At 65.9% G+C, this 21194-nt stretch carries 18 protein-coding genes and 1 pseudogene; 14 read left to right on the forward strand and 5 right to left on the reverse strand.

The genetic code is table 11. The features are described from left to right. Positions 1-171 precede the first annotated feature (171 nt). The 4 genes from OHB23_RS21645 to OHB23_RS21660 form a co-directional block, all read right to left on the reverse strand. A complete protein-coding gene (locus OHB23_RS21645; protein WP_328810420.1) occupies positions 172-864 on the reverse strand; it encodes a hypothetical protein in 693 nt (230 codons plus the stop codon). Positions 865-1028: 164 nt separating this feature from the next. Continuing rightward, positions 1029-1541 carry a hypothetical protein gene (locus OHB23_RS21650; protein WP_328810421.1) on the reverse strand — a complete coding sequence of 171 codons (513 nt, stop codon included), beginning with the start codon at positions 1539-1541 and terminating at the stop codon, positions 1029-1031. Beyond that, complete coding sequence (locus OHB23_RS21655) at positions 1538-2809, reverse strand: molybdopterin-dependent oxidoreductase (protein ID WP_442973003.1); 1272 nt, start codon at positions 2807-2809, stop codon at positions 1538-1540. The genes OHB23_RS21650 and OHB23_RS21655 overlap by 4 nt, the downstream gene beginning before the upstream one ends. A 363-nt stretch (positions 2810-3172) precedes the next feature. Next, positions 3173-3973 carry an enoyl-CoA hydratase-related protein gene (locus OHB23_RS21660; RefSeq protein WP_328810423.1) on the reverse strand — a complete coding sequence of 267 codons (801 nt, stop codon included), beginning with the start codon at positions 3971-3973 and terminating at the stop codon, positions 3173-3175. Between the two features lie 280 nt (positions 3974-4253). Here OHB23_RS21660 and OHB23_RS21665 point away from each other — a divergent pair, with 280 nt between their 5' ends. The 5 genes from OHB23_RS21665 to OHB23_RS21685 all read left to right on the forward strand — a co-directional run bounded on the left by OHB23_RS21665 (position 4254) and on the right by OHB23_RS21685 (position 7197). Further along, positions 4254-5111, forward strand: a complete 858-nt coding sequence (locus OHB23_RS21665; RefSeq protein ID WP_328810424.1) for a GAF and ANTAR domain-containing protein — start codon at positions 4254-4256, stop codon at positions 5109-5111. After that, positions 5108-5491 carry an STAS domain-containing protein gene (locus tag OHB23_RS21670; protein WP_222628122.1) on the forward strand — a complete coding sequence of 128 codons (384 nt, stop codon included), beginning with the start codon at positions 5108-5110 and terminating at the stop codon, positions 5489-5491. Before OHB23_RS21665 ends, OHB23_RS21670 begins: the two co-directional genes overlap by 4 nt. 222 nt (positions 5492-5713) lie before the next feature. Next, positions 5714-5986, forward strand: coding sequence for an ATP-binding protein (locus tag OHB23_RS21675; RefSeq protein ID WP_328810425.1), 273 nt, complete (start codon positions 5714-5716; stop codon positions 5984-5986). 97 nt (positions 5987-6083) lie between these two features. Further along, the gene (locus OHB23_RS21680; RefSeq protein ID WP_328810426.1) at positions 6084-6596 is read left to right on the forward strand and encodes a DinB family protein; all 513 of its coding nucleotides are present in this window, start codon (positions 6084-6086) and stop codon (positions 6594-6596) included. Positions 6597-6837: 241 nt separating this feature from the next. Next, complete coding sequence (locus tag OHB23_RS21685) at positions 6838-7197, forward strand: hypothetical protein (protein ID WP_328810427.1); 360 nt, start codon at positions 6838-6840, stop codon at positions 7195-7197. A 167-nt stretch (positions 7198-7364) separates the two neighbouring features. Here OHB23_RS21685 and OHB23_RS21690 read toward each other — a convergent pair whose 3' ends face one another. Continuing rightward, the gene (locus tag OHB23_RS21690; protein ID WP_328810429.1) at positions 7365-8252 is read right to left on the reverse strand and encodes a sugar phosphate isomerase/epimerase family protein; all 888 of its coding nucleotides are present in this window, start codon (positions 8250-8252) and stop codon (positions 7365-7367) included. Positions 8253-8668: 416 nt separating this feature from the next. Between OHB23_RS21690 and OHB23_RS21695 the strand changes: the two genes are divergently transcribed. The 9 genes and pseudogenes from OHB23_RS21695 to OHB23_RS21735 all read left to right on the forward strand — a co-directional run bounded on the left by OHB23_RS21695 (position 8669) and on the right by OHB23_RS21735 (position 20901). After that, a complete protein-coding gene (locus tag OHB23_RS21695) occupies positions 8669-9628 on the forward strand; it encodes a siderophore ABC transporter substrate-binding protein (RefSeq protein ID WP_328810430.1) in 960 nt (319 codons plus the stop codon). Beyond that, entirely contained in the window at positions 9618-10583 is a 966-nt protein-coding gene (locus OHB23_RS21700) for an ABC transporter permease (protein WP_328810431.1), read from the forward strand. Before OHB23_RS21695 ends, OHB23_RS21700 begins: the two co-directional genes overlap by 11 nt. A 64-nt stretch (positions 10584-10647) precedes the next feature. After that, the gene (locus OHB23_RS21705; RefSeq protein WP_328810432.1) at positions 10648-11571 is read left to right on the forward strand and encodes an iron chelate uptake ABC transporter family permease subunit; all 924 of its coding nucleotides are present in this window, start codon (positions 10648-10650) and stop codon (positions 11569-11571) included. Then, the gene (locus OHB23_RS21710; RefSeq protein WP_056449125.1) at positions 11568-12365 is read left to right on the forward strand and encodes an iron ABC transporter ATP-binding protein; all 798 of its coding nucleotides are present in this window, start codon (positions 11568-11570) and stop codon (positions 12363-12365) included. The genes OHB23_RS21705 and OHB23_RS21710 overlap by 4 nt, the downstream gene beginning before the upstream one ends. A 32-nt stretch (positions 12366-12397) precedes the next feature. Further along, positions 12398-13411: an ABC transporter substrate-binding protein gene (locus OHB23_RS21715; protein WP_328810433.1), complete on the forward strand. Its 1014-nt coding sequence runs from the start codon at positions 12398-12400 to the stop codon at positions 13409-13411. A gap of 54 nt (positions 13412-13465) precedes the next feature. After that, the gene (locus tag OHB23_RS21720) at positions 13466-16372 is read left to right on the forward strand and encodes an alpha/beta fold hydrolase (RefSeq protein WP_328810434.1); all 2907 of its coding nucleotides are present in this window, start codon (positions 13466-13468) and stop codon (positions 16370-16372) included. A 440-nt stretch (positions 16373-16812) separates the two neighbouring features. Next, positions 16813-17241: pseudogene (locus OHB23_RS21725) on the forward strand (MmyB family transcriptional regulator); the annotation flags it as partial. A gap of 1765 nt (positions 17242-19006) precedes the next feature. Beyond that, positions 19007-19696, forward strand: a complete 690-nt coding sequence (locus tag OHB23_RS21730) for a hypothetical protein (protein WP_328810435.1) — start codon at positions 19007-19009, stop codon at positions 19694-19696. After that, on the forward strand, positions 19693-20901 hold the full coding sequence (locus OHB23_RS21735) for a PrsW family intramembrane metalloprotease (protein ID WP_328810436.1): 1209 nt from the start codon (positions 19693-19695) through the stop codon (positions 20899-20901). The genes OHB23_RS21730 and OHB23_RS21735 overlap by 4 nt, the downstream gene beginning before the upstream one ends. Positions 20902-21194 lie beyond the last annotated feature (293 nt).

Below are 21194 nucleotides of genomic sequence, written 5' to 3' on the forward strand. Positions count from 1 at the left end.
CCCCGACTGGTCCGGCACTTCCTCGATGTGGATGATTGTCCATTCCCGGTGGACGTCGGCGACAAACGTCGCGTTCAGTCGTTTTCCACGTTCAGGGGCCGTCGCCCGACTCGTCGACACGATCCGGCCCACATCGGTGTCGATGTGGGCCGGGTAGGAGGCAGTGCCTCGTTACTGCGTGTTGACGGTGATCGTGGCGACTCCCACGAGCAGTCCCGGGGTGACGGCGTCGGTCTTGAACGTCTCGTTCAGCAGGCCGGCGGCGGTCTCGGAGATATGCACGGTCGTGCCCTGCAGAATCGCGGTGTTGTTCGGGCCGGTGGCCAGCGGCTCGAGCGTGCGGCCGTCGAGATCGAACAGCACGGCGTCGGTGGCGGCGCTCTCTCCGTTGACGGTCACATCACCCATGAGCAGTGAGGTGCCCGGATCGATGACAAAGTTGGTCAGCTCCACCGTGGTGCCGCCGGCGGTCAGCGACAATCCGCTGCCTTCGTGGTCGATGGAGCCCTGCACGTACGGATCGACCGTGCCCGGCGTCCAGTACTTGACGTTGCCGCCGGTGATCGGGAATCGAAGTGATCCATCCGCGAGGGTCGCCGTGCCCACGGTTCCCGGGGTCAACCCGAGCGTGGTCAGAGCGTCCGTGAAGCCGGTATCGAGCGCAACGGCGGTGTCCACGCCGGTCAGAGCGTCGACCTGCGCGGCGGGTTCGGGCTGTGTGGACAACGATGCGGCAGCGGAGGACGAACTGGACGTCGTTGCCGCAGCCGATCCGCCGTCGTCGCTGGACGAGCAGGCGGCGAGCGGGACGAGGGACATCACGCCGATCGCGGTAGCGGCCACGGACTTACGAATGGTGAACATTGCAGCTCCTTGTCGTCGGTAATGGTCACTCCACATTCGCCGCGACACGGCCCATGGATGGTGTTCGACCGCAATCCTTCCCGCGTCCACCTGCGTGGCAGCGATGATGGAACGTCACCGGAGCGGACGTGAAACGTTCTCGCGGAGGTCTTTTCGCACGCCCCCTAGACGCCCTGTGTATCCGTCCGATCGTGGCCGCGTGGCGTCGCAGGTGACGGCCGCCTCATCGCCGCGAGCACCCGCACCAGGAACATCGCGACGCTGATCGCGATCATGGCCGCCACGACCCACAGCCATCGCTCGAGATACGGGTCACGGTTCAGGCCCGTGGCCGCCACGATGGCAGTGTCGTCGGTGTTCAGGATGCCCGGGAAGAACACCAGCAGCGTCAGCGCGGCGCCGAGGGCCGGCACCCGGATGTGCTGCCGCACCGAAACCTGTCGAACCGTCCAGTTGCGAGTCGGGCGCGTCGCCCGATCCGCCAGCGAGTACAGCGGGTACAGAACGAGGTCGTGCAGGATGGCCGCACCGATGAACCACACGGCGATCGACTGCCACCACCTGTCCGAGTTCCACAGTGCATCCACCCCGAGAGTCAGGACGGCGGCACCCGCGAGGACGAAGGACACGACCATGACGGCCGCGTGAGCCGCGCCTGCCCCATACAGCCGCCTCATCGATCGGCCCCGCCTGCGAAGTCGATACGCGACACCCACTTGGTGTTGTGGACACCGGGAAGGCCCGGAACGATCACCCGCGCGGGATAGCCGTGGTCGAGTGACAGCGCCGCACCGTTGACGGTCAACGCGAGAAGCGAATCCGGATGCCACACCTGGTTCTGCGCCAGCGTCGCCTGCGCGAACGCACCTCCCTGTTCCAGCGAGGCCACTGTGGCGGTGCCGTCGGTCACGCCGGCGAGGCCGGCGAGGTCCCGCAGGCGCACCCCGGTCCACTCCTGCGTCGTCGACCACCCCTCGACGCACGCGATCGGCAATACCGCGGTGTGCTGATCCATCGCCTCGAGTGCTGCTCGGTCGAGAACCACGCTCGTCGTTCCCGACAACTCCACACGCCACGAATCCCCGGTGGACGCCGGATCGATTCCCGCTGCGACCGCCGTGCGATTGATCTGGAAGTCGTTCGGCCCGTCGCCGTAGGAGCGGCCGCGGGGCACCAGCAGAGCGGTGGATCGCAACGGCCCGTCGATGGTCTGCCCGATGGTGAGTGCCGCCAGCAGTCCGCTCCCGCCGGCCACGAGTGCAAGGGCCCCGCGCCGGGAGATGCCGTCCGGCGCCTTCTGCTCGTGCTCCGGTTCCATCCCGGCCGCTCGGTTGCGCTCCCGGAGCACCTCGGACAGCGACGTCTGTCGCAACGTCCTCCACATGACCGGAACTTTGACGGCCACGTGCGCGAGGAATCCGGCAATGAACACCCATGCCCCGAAGTAGTGGGCCGTGTAGAAGTCGAAGCCGAAGACGTAGTCGTACTGGATGTTGAGCACACCGGTGACGATCTCGAACAGCACACCACCGACGAGCATCAACAGGCTGAGCCGCTCGAGCGCCTGCGCCGGGGATCGGACCGGCGGCCATTGCACCAGCTTCGGCATCACCGACCACAACTTCGCGAGAACCAGCGGAATCACGACGAGTCCGAGGGTGACGTGCAGGCCTTGGTTCAGCCGATAGATCCACGACGGATCGGTCGGCCAGTCGAACTGGGGCAACCTCAACCACCCCACGTCGCCGGGGCGAGCTTGACCGAACTGCGGCCCGTACGCGATGTAGGACAGCAGACCAGTCACGGTGATCACCGGCAGCGACACGAGAAGAACGGCACCGAACACCGACGTCAACCACGGACCGCGGATCGCGCTCTGGAACTGGGGCAGAGGAGGCAACGGCACGACCCTTCGACTACCCCGACGACTGATGCTCACCACCATGGCACGTCGACGATCGCCGCGCGAGCGAACTGGGCAGCGAGCATCCCGATGGCCGTGTGCACCTCCGTGCGCGAAACTCCTCCACAGCGACGTGTTCGAGCCCTGCTACCTCGTCGGTCGGGCTGGTGGCGGCGACCTCCGCCACCAACGCCGACCCGATCATCGCGGCTGTGGTGTGCTGCACGACGGTCAGCTCCCCCGGCGGGGTGCGGTACAACTCCAGTGAACCGGTGGTCGACTCCCCGACAGCCAGCGCGAACGTGACCACAGAGCGCACCTCGAGCACCGCCTCGACCCGATGCGTTCAGTCGGTACGACCGGCCCACATGATTCTCGCAACCCGAACGTGGTTGCAGGACTGCGTCAGGACATGACGCCTGTGAACTTGGGTCGCCGCTTCTCCATGAAGGCGCGCCCACCTTCCACGGCATCGTCCGAGCCCGCGCACATGGCCACGAAAGCCTCGGCCTCGGAGAGCATCTCCGGGTAGAGGTCGCTCGCGAGGGCCACCTTCGCAGCCCGCACCGACATGGGTGAATTGGCCGCGATGGTCGTCGCGAGTGTGCGTACGGCCTCGTGCAACTGGTCTTTCGGAACCACCCGATTCACGAGACCGATGGAGAGCGCGGTCTCTGCCGTGACGCGACCGCCGGTGTACAGCATCTCGGCGGCGTGACCGGAGCCGACCATGCGCTGCAGCACGCGCGTCGGCGGAACCGGGTATGCAATTCCCAGACGTGCGGCGGGAATCGCGAACGCGCACGCCTCATCGGCGATGCGGATGTCCGCGGTGAGCGCGACGGCGACGCCGGCGCCCATACAGAAGCCGTGCACCATCGCGATGGTCGGCGTGTGCATGGCGGCGAGTCCGAAGAACAACGCGGCAATGGCGTCGTCGGCGGCCTGCTTGGCATCGGTGGAACCGTGCTGCGATTCGAACTCCGAGATGTCGGCTCCGGAGACGAATGCCTCCGAACCTTCCCCGCGCAGCACGATGGCGCGGATGTCGGGGCGTTTGTCCAGCTCTTGCAGTCGCGCGTGCAGATCGCGCATCATCGCTGCGCTCAATGCGTTGCGACGGGTCGGATTGCTGATCACGGCCCATGCGACCGCACCGTCGATCTCGACGGAGACAGAGCCTTTCTGCTCCACTGTGGCAGTCATGACAGGCCGTTTCGACGAACTTCTGGGTGCTCCATGCATGAATTTTAGATTCGGGCCTTCCACCGAGAGCGCGGCCGAACCATTGTCTGGCGGTCTCACAACCCGGCCGCACTGTCCCGTGGTCGTGACCGCGCATTCCTGCCCCGTGTCACCTCCCGCGCACCCACACGTCACTAGTCGGTCTGCGTCGGACGAGCATCGACCGGACGTCCAGTGGTCGCGCGTTGCGACATACCGTGTGTGGGGTCGACAGTCATGACTGCACCACAGAGGACTCCGCATGACGGATTCGGTCACGCCCGGCCTGCCCCCGGACGATCACAGCACGGCGGCAGCACTGGCCGCCGCGAACGCCTTCGACGACGAGATCGCGGGAGCGCTGTCGTCCCGCACGGCCAGTGGTGTCCGCACGGCGATCACGATGCAGTACTTCGCCGCGGACACCTTCGACGCATTGGACGCCTTTCGTGGACTCCTGCTGTCGCACAGTCGGTTCGAGACTCTCCTCCAGGGCTTGTGCGAACAGGCGGTCGCCGCGATCCCCGGAGCGGACATGGCCGGGGTGACCCTCCTGCATCACGACGCGGCGAACCCTGAGACCGCGGCGCGGTCGGATTCCCGAGTCAGCGACATCGATGCCGATCAGTACCGCGTGAACGAGGGGCCCTGCCTCGAAGCCGCCCGGACCGGGCGCATCGTGTGCGTGCACGTCGAGGATGCTGCGGCGCGATGGCCGCTCTTCGCCGCTGCAGCCTCCGAGGCCGGTGTGCGCAGCTTCCTGTCGGCACCCCTGGGCGTCGATTCCGAACATGCGGGATCGCTGAACATCTACAGCTTCGGCGATCACGGCTTCAGCGACATCGACGAGGTGCTGGTCACGGTGCTCGTGACCGCCGTGGAGGTCGCGGTGTGGGAATCGCGGCACACCGCGGACGCTCGGGAAGAGTCAGGCAATCTCCGCAGAGCGATGAAGACCCGGGCCTGCATCGAACAGGCGAAGGGCATCGTCATGGCAGTTCGGGGTATCACCGCGGACGCGGCCTTCGCCGCTCTGGTCGAGCAATCGCAACGAGAGAACGTGCGTGTGTCGGTGCTTGCGGAACGCACGGTCACCTCGGTCGTGGCGGTACCGCTGTGACCCTTGATCGCGCACGCGAGCAGGACGTCGACCGACGATCCGTCCAGGTCACCGCCGCCCGCAACGGGTCTGTACTCATCGTGTCGGTCCGCGGCGATCTGGACCTCGAGTCCACGCCCATGCTGACGGCAGGTCTCGACCGAGCACTGTCTGACAACGTGCCCTCCGCGGTGATCGTCGACCTGACCGACGTCGATTTTCTCTCTTCCACCGGCATGACGGCCCTCATCGACACGCACCGCCGACTCGGCGCACTCGTCGCGCTCGCTGTCGTGTCGAACGGGCCTGCGACCACCCGTCCACTCACGCTCGTCGGAATGGACGAGATGCTCTCGCTCCACCCCGACCTCGACGCGGCACTGGCCGCGGTGTCGTCCTGAACGGTCGCACGGCGGGCGTGCTGGACGCGACCCATGACGGTGTCGCAGACAGCACTCTCGGTCCGAGCGTCCGGAACCCGGGCCTCGTCATGTCAGATGTCCCCGCTGACGCCCTGTGCATCGGCGCCGTACGCCGAGCATTGTCCGCCTGGCTCCGTATCCTGCCGTTCGACGACGCGCGCAGAGCCGATGTGGTGCTGGCGGTGTACGAAGCGATGGCCAATGTCGTCGACCCACGCGTACCTCGACACGGACGGTGTCGGCACGATGCAGATCAGCGCCACCTACTCGGTCGACCTCGGCGCGCTGGACGTCACCGTCGCTGATCTCGGGCGGTGGAAACTGCCTGTGCACAACGCTCTTCGGGGTAACGGCCTGCCGCTCATCACGGCACTGAGCACATCGTCGACAGTGGATCGTTCGGGCACGGGGACCACCGTCCGCGCGACGTGGTCCTCGACGGCGCGTCAGCACCCGGAGTCCGCTTACCACTGACTGAACGCTCGGGATGACCCACTCGCGCAGGTCACCTGGATCCGTAGCATCGAGTCGGTCGAACCCACGTGTCGGTGTCCGGACATAGAGTTCGACCATGACCGACCCTGTGAACCGCGTGGAACCGCCGTTCGTCGCGGACGAAGTGACCATGCTCGAATCGTGGTTGGACTACCACCGAGCAACTCTGCTGTGGAAGTGCCACGGTCTCACCGACGCGCAGTTGACAGTGCGGTCGATACCGCCGTCCACTCTGTCCCTTCTCGGCTTGGTGAGACACCTGACAGAAGTCGAACGTAGTTGGTACGCCAGACGGCTCGCCGGCCGTGAACGCCCACCTCTGTACTACTCGGACGCCGAGCCCGACGGATACTTCGACAGCCTCGACTCGACACCTGTCGCGGAGGTGTTCGCCGCCTACGACAGGGCCGTCCAGGAGAGTCGGGCCCTCGCCGCGAACACCGACCTGGAAGCGTTGTCGATCGGCACGGTCGATGGCCTGCAGGTCTCGCTGCGCTGGATTCACCTGCACCTGATCGAGGAGTACGCCCGACACAACGGACACGCAGATCTCCTCCGCCAGTGCATCGACGGGGACACCGGGGAATGACCGCCGATCGTCGCGCGACAGACCACGCTCGGCGATCGGATCGCGGTGAACGGTCCACTCGCGCAGAACTCTGATGTGTCCGCGCTGGGTCCTGACAACAGTGCACGGCGCGGTGGCGGCACACCGCCCTCGATCTCCTCGGTGTCGATACGCTCGAGTCATGAGTCCCGACCCGACCTCGTCTGTCGGGTCGCCATCAAGTGACGAGCCATCAGATGTCACGCTCGGAGTCGTTCTGGCGGTGAGTATGTTCCTGCCGGCCTATCTCGGTGCCACTCTGGTCACGGATGCACTTCTCGGTCGACCGGGACTACCGACGTCGCCGCTGTTGTGGCTCCTCGTCGCTACGCCACTCGGAATCGCGATCGTCCGCTTCGAGGAAGCCGTGCAGGCCAGACCGGACTGGGACAAGCGACAAGGCCTCTGGTACGGGACGGGGGTGGGGCTGATGACACTGCCCCCGCTCGGTCTCGCGCTGTTCGCAGCCACACCGGTTCTGACCTCGCTACCTCGGGGCGGACCGTCTGCGCTCGTCATCGCGGCACTGGTGATCCTGGTCGGAGTCATCGTCGTACGGGGGAAGCTTCGCGGGCCTGCCTGACGTGGTGGCGCGAACAGTCGTACGGCGGTCGGCCCGCTGGGCCGATGTTTCGGCGACGACGTTCCTGACAAGTTCGCGCCTCGGCCATCGACGGCTCAGCCGTTCGCGCCGACGGCGGTGTACTCGCCACGATCATCTGACAGTGGATCGACCTCGCCGACCGGACGTCATGGCAGGGGATGCACCAGTGCGACTGCGCTCTCGTGCGCTCGGGTGAGGGCGAGATCGAGTGGCATGCACCGGAAGTCGTGGGACAAGATCTCGACACCCCAGGTTCCGTCGTATCCGACCTCGCGCAGAACACTGATCAGTCCGTTCAGGTCGAACACTCCCTCACCGCACAGTCGACGGTTGTCCATCGTGTCGTCGAACAACGACCCGACGACGTGCTCGTCGGCGTCATCGAGTTCCACACCGAACACGACGTCGCCGGTCAGGGAAGATCGCAGTTCGTCGAGGGTGGTGCCGGCACGGAAGACGTGCCAGGCATCGACGATCACGCCGCACGCGGGATCTCCTGTGGCGCGGGCGAGGTCGGCCCCGTCCAGGATGGTGGAGATGATCGAGAACGGCATCGGTTCGATGGCGATGCGGGTGCCGCGCTCCACGGCCTCGCGGGTCAACACGCGTAACGCGTCGACCACGGGTTCCAGGTCACGAGGCGGCGCATTCTCCGAGCCGATCTTGATGTGCGTCGGCTGGAGGATCTCAGCGGCCTCCAGCAGCAGGTCGCGAGTGTCGTGGGTGCTTCCGTTCTCTCCTCTGGGGATCCACCACCGTTCCAGCAGTTCGATCTCGACATACCTCAACGGCGAATTGTCGAGCATGCTCCGCAGGGCCGGTAGTCCGATGTCGTCGCGAATGGCCGCGAGGTCCGCGGCGACGATCCCCATGCCGGCGAACCCGGCATCGGACACCGCCGTGATCCGGTCCGCGATCGGAATCGGACTCACAGGGTGTGGCGCGTCGGGGCGGACATCGCCCGCCGACGTCCAACACGCTGCGATCAGATCCGGCGCCATCGGTGCGATGCGTCGGTCCGCTCCTCGGGTCATGGTCAGGATCCTGTCTGCGTCGGGGTACCTCGCGGCCACCGCGATGAGGACTGGTGCGACGTGCTCCGGATGCAGGAGGTGGCACCGGGGGCGAGGTGGTCACCTGCAGTGTGCCGATTCCGACATCGTCGGATCAAGCAGGTGGAGCCATCAAAAACCCCTCGTCGAGGTGAGCCGGCGCTGCCCCGGTTCCGGTCGTCGCCCGATGATCGAGTCACGCCGAGTGGGTACGACCGAGCTTCTGCGGCAATGTTAAAAACGGCTGGAGCCGCGCAGTGATCGTCGTCAGCGCGATCACGGAGTTGGAAGCAATGGCCGCCGTCGTCGTGCAGTCTGAAATTTTGCATAGCCTTACCTAAGTAGCTACGCTCCAGCGGGTAAAGGTTCGGTCAAGACATCACACCCTCTGGAGCCTCGTGAAGACCCCGAAAACCCCGATCCTCGCCCTCCTCGCCACCGTGATCACGGTGAGCGCGCTCGCGAGTTGCAGCACCGACGACACCACGTCCGCGGACTCCGCCACCACCGTTTCGATCGACACCGCCACCGGACCTGTCGAGGTCCCCCAGAACCCGCAGCGTGTCGTCGCCCTCGACAACACGTCGCTGGAGACCCTGCGCGCGTTCGGCGTCGAACCGGTGGCGCTGCCCAAGCCGATCATGCCGTACGAAGGGTTCGAGGACTGGATCGACGACGACGCCATCCTCGACGTGGGGACGCACAGGGAGCCGAATCTGGAGATCGTGAACGAGGCGGAACCCGATCTCATCATCGGCGGTTACCGCTTCTCGGAGTACACCGACAAACTCGGTCGCATCGCCCCCACGCTGGACATCGCGCCGTCCGACGATGCCGAGGGTGGTTACGTCGAGTCACTGAAGCGCCAGACCGCCTCTCTCGGCGTCGTTTTCGACCGCGAGGAGCAGGCGGCCGAGATCATTGCGGCTCTCGACGCCGCCGAAGACAACGCGGCGGAGCGGACCACCGGCCAGTCGGTGTTCCTGTCCGTCGTCTCGGGCGGCAAGATCGACAACGGTGCCGGACGGATCGGTCGGATCATCGAACCACTGAACCTGCGCGACGTCTTCGCCGGTGAGGCCGGCGACGTGCACGGCGACTCCGGCCTCGCGCCGGAGGCCGTCGCCGCGGCGAACCCGGACTGGATGATCGTGCTGGACCGCGACGCCGCGGCCGGTGAACCCGGTGCCGCTCCGGCGAAGTCGGTGATCGATGCACAGGAAGCGTTCGCCCGCACGACGTTCGCGTCCGAGGACCAGATCGTCTACCTCGATCCGTACTTCTACACGCGCGAGAGCATCCAGGCGTACGCCGAGACGTACGAGCAGCTCGCGGATGCCTTCTCGAATGCATCGTAGGACAGCACTTCTGGGCTTGGCGGTGGTCACCGCCGCCCTGGTCGCGGCGTCGCTGCTCGTCGGCGAGTTCGACATCTCGCTCGGCACACTGCTCACCGACCCGGTGGCGCGGGAGATGTTCCTCATCTCCCGCGTCCCGCGGACCCTCTCATTGATCTTCGCCGGCGTCGCGATGGCGGTGTCCGGTGTGGTCATGCAGATGATCACTCAGAACAAGTTCGTCGAGCCCACTACCGCCGGCACGAGCCAGTGGGCGGGGCTGGGCATTCTCGCGGCCCTGTTGCTGGCGCCGAATCTCGGGCCGATGCCGAAGATGCTGATCGCCACCGCGTTCGCCTTCGTCGGCACCATGTTGTTCGTCGGCGTCCTGCGTCGAATCTCGTTGGAACAACAACTGGTGGTCCCCCTGGTCGGCATCATGCTGGGCGCCGTCGTCGGCGCGATCACCACCTTCCTCGCCGGCACATTCGACCTGCTGCAGTCCATGTCCGCGTGGCGGTCCGGCGGATTCAGCGGCATCGTGCGCGGTTTCTACGAACCCTTGTGGGCCGTCGTCGTCATCGCCGTGCTCGTCTACCTGCTCGCGCACCGCTTCACCGTCGCCGGCCTCGGGAAGGACCTCGCCACCACGGTCGGACTGAACTACGACGCGACCATCGTGCTCGGCGTCGCGATGGTGGCGGTGTGCACCGGTGTCACCAGCGTGGTGGTCGGCTTCATCCCGTTCCTGGGCCTCATCGTGCCGAACATCGTGTCCATGGTCCTGGGAGACGACGTACGGAGGAACCTCCCGTGGGTAGCGGTGCTGGGCGTCGGACTGCTGCTGGCCTGCGACCTGATCGGGCGCACGGTGGTCGCGCCCATGGAGATTCCGGCCTCGGTGATTCTCGGCGCGCTCGGCGCCGCGGTCTTCGTCCTTCTCGTGGTGAGGCAGCGACGTCATGTTCTTGCGTGAATCACCCTCGATGCCGACGCCGGTGCACGCCGACTCGAGACCACGTCCGCGACGACGACTTCTCGTGGCCTCCGCGGTGCTGGCGGGGGCGATCGCCTGCTTCCTTCTCCTGTTCGTCCGGGGTTCCTTCGAGTTCGCGGTGGAACGCCGCGCCACGATGCTGGGCGCCATGGCCGTCGCGGCCTTCGCCCACGGGCTCGGCACCGTCGTCTTCCACACCGTCACAGACAACCGATTGCTCACTCCGTCCATCGTCGGTTTCGACTCGCTGTACGTGCTGATGCAGACCGTCATGGTGTACGTCTTCGGCGGCTCCGTCATCGCTCGGACCGACGGCACCCCGAAAGTGATCGCACAGACCCTCACCATGGTCCTGTTCGCCACGGTCCTCTATCGCTGGCTCTTCTCCGGTCGCCTCGGCAGTCTCTTCACGATGCTGCTCGTCGGCGTCGTCCTGGGACTGGCCTTCGACAGCCTCTCGACGTTTCTGCAGCGACTGCTCTCCCCCACCGAGTACGACCTGCTGTCCGTTCGCCTGTTCGGTCGCCTCAGCGGGGTGGATCCGGACATGCTTCCCCTCGCGTTCACGGTGTGCGTCGCGGTGGGAGTGGTGTTGTGGCGCAGACGTTTCCGGCTCGATGCTCTGTTGCTCGGCCGTGACTCCGCGACGACCATCGGCGTCGACCACAAGCGTGAACTGACGCTCGTGCTCGTTCTGGTGGCGCTGCTGGTGTCGTTCTCCACCGCGCTGGCAGGGCCGATGACCTTCTTCGGCTTCATCGTCGCGACGATGGCCTATCAGGTGACCGGCAGCTACAAGCACCAGTACGTGCTGCCGATGGCGTTCCTGCTCGGCATGCTCACGCTCGTCGTCGGACAGTTCGTCATGCAGCACATCTTCTACGCGGCCGGTTTCCTCACGGTCGTCATCGAATTCGCGGGTGGACTGCTCTTCCTCATCGTCGTCCTCCGGAAAGGCAGACTGTGATCACGTTCTCGGACGTCTCCAAGACCTACCAGAGCGAGACGGTGCTCGGACCGGTCAGCGGCACCATCGCAGAGGGTGGCATCACCTCGGTCGTCGGGCCCAACGGAGCGGGCAAGTCGACCCTGCTCTCGATCATGGGCAGACTGCTCGAGCCGACCACCGGAACCGTGACCATCGGAGACGCCGTGGTGCAGCACACGGCCACGAGAGACTTGGCCCGCATCGTCTCGGTGCTGCGCCAGGACAACCACCTGACCGCGCGGCTCACCATCCGCGAGCTCGTCTCGTTCGGCCGGTTCCCGCACTGCGGCGGCCGACTCCGCGCACACGACCACGAACACGTCGACCGTGCGCTCGACTTCCTGCACCTCGACACCCTCGCTGGGCGCCACCTCGACCAGGTGTCGGGTGGTCAACGCCAGCGGGCGTTCGTCGCCATGGTTCTCGCGCAGGACACTCCGTACGTCCTGCTCGACGAGCCGCTGAACAATCTGGACATGAAGCACTCGGTGGCGATGATGGGCCATCTCCGACGCGCGGCCGACGAGTTGGGGCGCACGATCGTGCTCGTGGTGCACGACATCAACTTCGCGGCGGCCTGGTCGGACGACATCGTCGCGATGCGGGACGGCCGGATAGTCGTCAGCGGGCCCGCCGGCGCGATCATGCACGACGACATCCTGAGCGACGTGTTCGATACCCGGGTGCGCGTCCACGACATCGACGGCGCGCGGACCGCCGTGTACGCCCGCCCTCGGAACGAGGTGCGTATCGCGGCCTCGACACAACCATGACACGCACGACAGTGCTCTCGAAAGGATTCGCCATGGTGCACTCCCCCCTTCGCCGGCGAGGCGTCCGCCTCGTCGCCGCTACGTCGATGGCGCTCGTCGTCCTCGGCGCGTCCGCGTGCAGTTCGACCGCCGACGACACCGCTGCAACTGTCGAGCCGACACCGAGCGAGACCCGCGTGATCGCCACCGACAAAGGAGAGGTGACCGTGCCCGCCGACCCCCAGCGCATCGCGGTCCTCTCCGCCGGATTCGCCGGATACCTCTACACACTCGACGCGCCCGTCGCCATCACCGACACCCGACTGCTCGGTGTGACCAACCTCGACGGCGGCTTCCCTCCACAGTGGGCCGACAAGGCTGAGGCCCGGGGCACAGTGGAACTGCCGGCGGGGGAATCGCTGAACATCGAAGCCATTGCGCAGGCCGAACCTGATCTCATCATCGGTGGCGGGCAGGGCTACTCCGCCATCCTGGCCAATGATGCCTACGATCAGCTCGCCGCGATCGCACCCACCGTGCTGATCCCGTCCACGGTCACCACCTGGCAAGGCGAACTCGCGGCAGTCGCCGACGCCGCCGGGGAGAGCGACAAGGTCGACTCTCTCCTGCAGGCATACGAGGACAAGGTCGCCGATGTCAGGGATTCCATCACCGTTCCCGGGTCTCCCGTCGCCTATTTCCTGTCGCTGAGCACCAATGAACCCTCCTTCATTCCGCAGACCGCGGCATTGCCGACGTTGTTGTCGGAAGTCGGTTTCGAAGCCGACGACATTCTCACCAAGGCCGGGAATCCGGAGTTGTACGGTTCCGGGGACTCGTTCATCGTCAGCCCCGAATTGCTCGGTTCCGTCGCCACCGCCCCGGTGATGTTCGTCGTCCCGGTTGCCGGGCGCACCCTCGAGCAGCTCAAGCAGGATCCGGCCTACGCGGTGTTGCCGGCCTTCGCCGCGAGCACTGTCCACGAGCTCCCGGCGACGAGCTACCGACCCGACTACGACGGGGTCATGGCCACGCTGGACCAGATCCAGCAGACGTTCGCCGCGTAGCAGTGCCACTCGGTGAGAACGGATCGAGAGGTAGGGATTCCTATGGCGGTAACAGTGCGCGACGTTCAGGTCTTTCCGATCTGCATGCGAGAACTCGATGTCCTGCGGGTGGAGGACGTGACCCCCGGGATGCGACGGGTCGTGGTGGGTGGGCCGTCGATGGACCGGCACGTGCGCGACGGTGTCGAGCTGCCTCCGGTGCGGACCACCGGATTCGACGACGACGTCAAGATTCTTCCGGTCGACCCGGTCACCGGGACCCTGCCGTTCCCGGTTCCCAGGAATCAGGACGACGGCACCGTCGACTGGCCCTCTGGATCGTTCCCGTACGCACGGACGTACACCGTGCGCCGGTTCGACGAGGCCGAGCGAGAGATGGTGCTGGACTTCGCAGCCCACGAGGGCGGACTCGCCGCGACGTGGTCCCGGACGGTGGAGCCCGGCGACACGGTGCTGATCGCCGGACCGAAACACTCCGCGAGCCTGCCGCGCGAGGTGGAGTGGATGCTCGTCGCCGGCGACGAGACCGCCCAGCCCGCCATCGCGCACTGCCTCGAGATGCTGCCCGCTGATCTGCCGGCGACGGTGGTCGTCGAAGTGGCCGAGCGCTCGCACCGGCAGGAGCTGCGCTCGGCTGCCGACGTCGACATCACCTGGCTGTACCGGTCCGAAGCCGGAGGCGACTCCCGGCTCGTCGACGCGGTCCGCACGGCGCCGTGGCGACCCGGGCAGCCGTACCTGTGGGTGGCCGGCGAAGCACAGACCATCACGCCACTACGTCGATGGGCGAAGCAGGACAAGCAGATCGACAAGAAGTTCGTCGAGATCGCCGGGTACTGGCGTAGACGCGAGGAACGAACGGACGCGTCCCCGGCCGAGAGCGGCCAGGCGAGGGACGCCGCGGCGCGCCTGCACGAGATGGCGGACCTGGCGACCCCGCTGGTGATCAGGACCGCGGTGACGCTCGGGGTGTTCGCTGCTGTCGACGGCGGCGCCGACACCGTCGACGCGATCGCCGCAGCATGCAGCACTCACCCCGGCGCCACGGCGAAGCTGGTGCGGCACCTCGTGCTGCTCGACCTTCTCTCCACCGACGGTCAGCGTTGCGCCCTCACCGAGGTGGGGTCCCTGCTCGCCGACCAGGACGCGTTTCTCAACCAGTCGCTGCACGACGACAGGATCCACACCCGTCTCGAACTGTCGCTCCTCGGACTCACCGAGACGATCCGGACCGGGACACCCGCTGCGACAAATCGTTTCGCCGACAAGATGGCCGAGCCCGGTGTCGCGGACGAGTTCCACGAGGAAGCGGCGTTCTCCGCTGTCTACCGCGCTCCCGCACTGCCCGACGCGGTCGATCTCGACGGAGTCCGGACGGTCGCACTCCACGGCGACGGGGCAGGCGTCTACGCCGACACCCTCGTACGGGAACGTCCCGACCTCGAGATCACGCTCGTCGGACATCCCGACCGCAACCGCCGGAACCTGGCAGACGTGGCCGACGAGCGGCGCGGTGCGGTGCACTGCATCGACTCCACCGATATCACCCCGTCGGGATCCCCCGTAGACCTCGCGATCGCCGTCGACCTGATCGACGCTCACCCGGACGCTGACGCCCTCCTGCTGCTGTCGATGCTGGCGACCTCCGCGCGCAGGGTCGTCCTCGTCACCGACGTGCTCGACCCGGCGACCACCGACGATCACGACACCGAAGACGACTTGGTCCGAATGTGCCTGTACGGATCCGGGCGACGCACCGAAGCCGAAGTGCGCGAGCTGATTGCCGAGTCCCTCGGTGCCGACGCACGTGTCGGAAGCCTGGGGTGGGGTCCACGGTGGTCGAATTTCGGGGCCGACAGGGGTCGGCGACGTGATCCGCCGGACGACTCTCGTCTGAACCTCGCCGGAAGCCGACCGGCTGCCTCGCGCACGCGGCCTCGACGACCCGGACAGGTACCTGCGTTCTCACCGCGGGACGAGCCGGAACGCGAAGACGCGCTGTCGCCTCCGGGGTATCTCGAGATCATCAGCGAACGCGAATCGCCACGCCGGGGACGTGGTCCCGAACAGTCGTACCCGGCGAAGAGTGGCCGACTCGAACGCTGGGTGAGCGGATGCCATCGGTCTTCCGGAACCCATGCGTCGACCGGGCATTCGCGTACTGTCAACTGTATGACGCTGAATTATGTCAGATTCGGACATGGCAGCCCGCTGTTACTGGTGCACGGCTTGGGCGTCGGATGGCGATCCTGGTCCCCGATCATCGACGAACTGGCGGAACACCGTGACGTCATCGCGGTCGACCTGCCGGGGTTCGGCGACACGCCGCCGTTGACGGGCGACGTGTCGATTGCCGCTTTCGCCGACTCCGTCGCGGACTTCATTCGCGAACACGATCTGGGTGGCATTTCCACCGCCGGTCAGTCGATGGGCGGTCGAATCGTCCTCGAACTCGCGCGGCGAGGAGTCGGCGGCGACACCGTGGCACTCGACCCCGGCGGTTTCTGGAGCGACCGCGAACGTGCTGTCTTCGGCGCCACACTCCGGCCGTCCATAGCCCTTGTCAACATGTTGCGGCGTTTCCTACCTGCACTTCTCGGCAACCCTGCGGGAAGGACCCTGCTGCTCGCTCAATTGTCCGCGCGGCCATGGGCACTCTCGCGCGACACCGTGTTGCCCGACGTGCGCGGGCTCGCCGACTCCCCGTCGACCGGGGCCGCTCTGAACGCCCTCATCCACGGGCCGAAGCAGGAAGGCGCACCGTCCGGCACAGTGCCCGGGCGGGTCACGATCGGTTGGGGACGACGAGATCTGGTGACAGTGCCGAGGCAAGCGGCGCGCGCTTCGGAGCTGTTCCCCGATGCCGTTCTGCACTGGTTCGAGCGATGCGGTCACTTTCCGCAATGGGACGCACCGAAAGAAGCCACTCGACTGATTCTCGACCGCACCGAAAGAGGATGATCTTCGAACGAGTCGGACCAGTTCATGTAAATTGCGGGTCGACAATTCGCCGGTGACCTCGCCCGGGCCGTCGGCGAACTCGCCGCGAAGGAACGACCGTCGCGAGGTTCGCGGCGTGCCTACCGGGGGATTCGCGTAGACCTGCACATCAGCTCCGAGGCGGCGTGCGGGCAGCGCCGGAGGTTGCTCAGCCACCCTCGACGATCACCCGGCGGGTCCCCTCCGCACCGGACGCAGGAGTCGGATTCGCCCATGAGCCGACTCGCGGAGCTCCGTGTCGCCATCTATGGCCGACGACGCGCCCATGACGGGATCGGCCGGGTCCTCAGGGGTCGACAGAGTTGATCGAGTCGATGACGCGATGTGCTTCGCCCGCGGAGCCGTGCCCGCGGGAGTAGGCGCCCGCTCTCAGCAGCGCAGAGGCCACCGCAACGGCGGGGGCAGTCCTCGGCGAGGAGGTCGACAGGGGCGTCGTACTGGTGCGCTGGCTCTTCCTGGACCCGCGTGCGAGGGAACGCATCGTCAACTGGTCCGTTTACGCGTCAGCCGCGGTAGGAGCGATGCGCTACGAGGTCGGACGCCACGTCGCCGACGCCCGATTGACGGTTCTGATCGACGAACTACGTCTGGCAAGTGAAGACTTCGCCCGGTGGTGGGATGATCACGGTGTAGCGGATCGCACGTCCGTCGACAAGAAGATCGCTCATCCCGTGGTCGGCCGACTCGTATTCGGCATCGAATCTCTTGTGTCGCCCCACGATCCGGAGCAACGCTTGATCGTCTACACCGTCGAGCCTGAGTCGTCCACTGCTCGGGCACTTACGATGTTGGCGTCGTGGGGCCCGGCATCTGCCGAGTCGATGGGCTGACGCGCGGACGATCACACGATCGGCCGAACCCCGCGCGGGTGGTATCGGCAGTACCTTCGACTGTGCCCAGATCGTCTCGTCGTTCACCGCCGCAACCTCCACGGGTCCCGACACGTTCGTCACGCGGGTGCCGAATACGTCTCGTCCGAAAGCCGAGCCGTACTCCTGCGCATCTCGCTTCGCCCACTGGCTGGACTCGGTGACGTGCAAATCGAGGATGTCGCCGACCACCGGTAACGCCGCGGTGGATGCGGCAGCGCGCGATCGGACGCTCGTACAGGTCTCACGGTGTTGTCGCTCATTGGTGCTCCCCCTGCGATGAGTCGGTGGGCGGAGTGACAGGCCGGAAGCGGGCAGCGCACTGTCCACCGAGGTCCGCACACATCCACGCCATCCGCTGACACAGCTGGAAGCGAGTAGAACCCATCCACAAAAGTCCTCGAGGATCCACGGACTGTCGTCCACGCGCCTGCCGAAAATCCACCGACAACCACACACGTCCACCTGCGTCCATCGAATGAGTTACGAACAAGTTGTGAAGACTCGTGACATCGAGCGGCATTTCGGGAGATGTCGCAGGTGCGTGGACTCCCCTGGACCTCGGCGGACCTGCACGGACGTACCGGCAAGAGTCGTGAAACGAGAGGTCAGATCACGCTATTTCGGGGCATTTCTGTTGCTCAGAGGCAAATCGAGAGCCTCCTGTCAGGATTGAACTGACGACCTTTCGCTTACAAGGCTCCGACGACCCGATCGGGTGGATCCACGTGGACTCAGCAAAACCGGCCTGAGCTTCGCGTTCGTCCATCTGCGTCCGCCTCGGTCCATCTCCGTTCGCCCCGACTTGTGACACTCTCGTGACACCGAGAATCCCGTTCGACGAAGCCAGTAGTCGCTCATCTAATTGCTGGACAGCATATTTCATCACTGATCAAAGCGGCGACTGACCGATGACCTCCAACTCGATCACGTGTTCATATCCGGTGACGAGGTCACCGGAATCACCGATTAGATCGATTAGTTCGAAGCTCGCTCGAATATCTCGATCGCGGATCGACGTGAAAGGTGTGACGACCGTTCGATAGGTACACCCGGAGGGCTCGCTGGGCTGCACCATCAAGTCCTTATTCGCATACGTCATGATTTCCTCGTACGCGACGTAGGTTCATCTGAGACGGATCGATTCCTCCGACCACCGCGACAGTCGGCGCGGTCGATACCTTCTCAACGTCGATCACAGCGTCGACTACGCCTCGTCTCGCCCCACATCAGTTCGCGAACGCCACTACTGCGACCGCCGCAGCGAGAATTGTAAGGCCAGCGGCGGCAGGGACAGACCGGGGCTGAGCTCGTTCGCCGCCGATCCGGTCGTAGACCCGTTGGAGGCGGGAGGTGATGTGGTCACGCCACACCAACCCCGCGGCGAGCAGGATCAGACAGGGGATCAGTACACCAGCGCCTACACCGCCAGGACGGCGACACCAGCACCGACCGGGACGTCGGCGGCGTTCAGTCGCTCGATCGCGATCAGGTACGGAAAAGCGTGGGATACCTACTCTCCGTCGCGTCGAGGAACGCCATCCCTACTCGGGTCGCTCCTTCCTGTTCGAGTGCGGGATTGGTACGCGGTGGAGCCGGATGCCGCGGTGAGAAGCAGAAGCAGCACGGGCCGAGATCTCCACCCGACGGTGGCCGGCTGTACAACCTAAAGTCACCATTGTTCGACCCTGCGCCACCCAACCCAGGCATCTGGACAAGGAGCTCCATGTCATCGACGTCGCCGGCCACCCCGGCAACCGACAACGGCCCGGCACCCACCCCTCCCGCCGATCCTCCCTACGAACCGCCGGAATCCTGGATACCCGCCGATCAACGTACGTTCGGGCTCGATCGCCGCACCATCGTTCCCGGGGTGGCGGTCCTGGTACTCGCCGCCGTCATCTCGTTCGTGCCCGCCCTCGTGGACGGAGCGGTCGAGTACGACGACCCGGTCCGGTCCGGCGACGTGCTGGCACTCGACAAGAACGTCACGTTCACCCCCGCGGTGGGATGGAACGTCACAGACGGTGTGCGTCTCGGTAATTCACTGGCGGGTGGCGGATACCCGTCCACCGCAGCCCTGTCCGAGGCCGGTGTCACGTTCGACCTCCAGGTGGCCGACTTCTCCGGGTCGCCGGAGGAACTGCTCGATCAGATCCGTGACACACGGGAGGCGTACGGCGTCGAGTCCCCTGTGGTCGAGAACGACGCGGTCGCGATCACGTCCACTGACGGTCACCGCGGTGTGATGGCCAGCTTCGACGGCCCGGACGTCGACGGCGTGATCGCGGCCTTCGTCGGCGGCGACGTGGGTGTCGAGGTGATCGCGGTGTCCCCGACGACCCACGACAAGCAGTCGTCGGTGGACGTGGCGCAGATGATCGAAAGCATCACCATTGCGGAGGAGGATCAGTGACGACCACGAACGACGGCGCCCACGCAGTGGCGGCCGGGGACGGCAGAACTTCCGAACTGATCGATGCGCAGCTCCGTGCCGTCGAGATGTCCGGTCGCGCCAGGAAGTTCCGATTCTTCCAGCCCCGCAATCTGTGTTGGTGGGTGTTCGTGGCCGCCGTCGCCTACGGAGTACTGAGCATTCCCACGGTCTTCGCTGCTCCGGTTCACGCGTTCGGCAGCGCCATCGCAGGGTCGATCGCGCTCCTGTTGATCTACGGCGCAGTGCTGTGGTGGTTCACACGGCACATCGACCGCTACTCACCGATCTCGGGCTCACTGGTTGCTGCCGCCATGGCGTGGGGCGGAGCCGCAGCAACATTGGGAATCGCGATCTGGGCCAATACGCCGATCATCTCGTTGTACGCCAAAGCTTTCGGCCAGAACTTCGCCGCAGACTGGGGCGCAGGCCTGACCGCACCGTTCGTCGAGGAGATCGCCAAGGGCCTCGGCGTGGTGCTGCTGATGTTCCTCGCCACCCGGGTGATACGGACCGCGTTCGACGGCTTCGTCGTCGGCGCGTTCGTCGGCCTCGGTTTCCAGATTTCTGAAGACATCCTGTACGCCTTCAACCAGGCCGGCGCAGACTTCGGAGTGGGAGCCACCACACTGGCCCTCGAGACGTCCGTGGTCCGAATCATCACGGGACTTTCCGGACACATCGCTTTCTCGGCGATGTTCGGAGCGGGACTGGTCTACCTGATCGGGCGGCGAGGCGAACCGCGGAACGCGGGTCGAGGACTCGCCCTGATGGGTCTGGCGATACTTCTGCACGGGATCTGGGACTCGCAGTCGGCACTTCTCCGTACGTCGTCGACGGTGGGCGCTCTCCTCGCGACTGTCGTTCTCGTCCTAGTGTACCTCGCCATCGTCATCATGGTGTTCCGATCGGTGGTCGTGCGCGAACGAGAACTGCTGCGCGCCATCCTCGCTCCCGAAGCCGCAAACGGAATCCTGGACGACGCCGAATTGACGGCCATCACCGGCGATGCGAAGCACCGCCGGCAATTCCGCAAGACTCGGGGCGGCCGCGCAGCGGTGCGCAGAGAGAAGTGGGTCACCGCCGCAGCGAGCGACCTCGCCGATCAGATCGCCCTCGCAGGAGGACGAGACACCGCAGCCGTACGGTTCGCTCGATCGGAAGTCGTGCGTATCCGGCAGTCGTAGCGATGAGCACCGTCGTCCCACAACGCGACTGTGCTCCCCTACGCCCACAGTGATGGTGCTGCCTGCACCACAGTGGTTACGGCGGTACTGCTCACGAGCTACTGCGCTGACGAAACGAGGTCGGTGTCGCTTCCGTGATCCCACTCGTGTCAGTCGCCGTCTCCCGGGTGCGGCCTGCGGGAGTATGTGCATCACCCTCAGCGCCGCAGCCGATGGCGCCGTGTGTGATTCAACCGAATGACACGGCAGCAGTGGCGTGCTCGCTCCATCTCGCACCCGGACAGCCGTGGCCT

It is taken from the genome of Rhodococcus sp. NBC_00294 (assembly GCF_036163995.1).
Classification (GTDB): domain Bacteria; phylum Actinomycetota; class Actinomycetes; order Mycobacteriales; family Mycobacteriaceae; genus Rhodococcoides.

Bases quoted from the DNA above. Each gene is read 5' to 3' on its own strand.
- OHB23_RS21645 (WP_328810420.1), bottom strand. From the start codon at position 864: ATGTTCACCATTCGTAAGTCCGTGGCCGCTACCGCGATCGGCGTGATG.
- OHB23_RS21650 (WP_328810421.1), bottom strand. From the start codon at position 1,541: ATGAGGCGGCTGTATGGGGCAGGCGCGGCTCACGCGGCCGTCATGGTC.
- OHB23_RS21655 (WP_442973003.1), bottom strand. From the start codon at position 2,809: ATGGTGGTGAGCATCAGTCGTCGGGGTAGTCGAAGGGTCGTGCCGTTG.
- OHB23_RS21660 (WP_328810423.1), bottom strand. From the start codon at position 3,973: ATGACTGCCACAGTGGAGCAGAAAGGCTCTGTCTCCGTCGAGATCGAC.
- OHB23_RS21665 (WP_328810424.1), top strand. From the start codon at position 4,254: ATGACGGATTCGGTCACGCCCGGCCTGCCCCCGGACGATCACAGCACG.
- OHB23_RS21675 (WP_328810425.1), top strand. From the start codon at position 5,714: ATGTCGTCGACCCACGCGTACCTCGACACGGACGGTGTCGGCACGATG.
- OHB23_RS21680 (WP_328810426.1), top strand. From the start codon at position 6,084: ATGACCGACCCTGTGAACCGCGTGGAACCGCCGTTCGTCGCGGACGAA.
- OHB23_RS21690 (WP_328810429.1), bottom strand. From the start codon at position 8,252: ATGACCCGAGGAGCGGACCGACGCATCGCACCGATGGCGCCGGATCTG.
- OHB23_RS21700 (WP_328810431.1), top strand. From the start codon at position 9,618: ATGCATCGTAGGACAGCACTTCTGGGCTTGGCGGTGGTCACCGCCGCC.
- OHB23_RS21715 (WP_328810433.1), top strand. From the start codon at position 12,398: ATGGTGCACTCCCCCCTTCGCCGGCGAGGCGTCCGCCTCGTCGCCGCT.
- OHB23_RS21730 (WP_328810435.1), top strand. From the start codon at position 19,007: ATGTCATCGACGTCGCCGGCCACCCCGGCAACCGACAACGGCCCGGCA.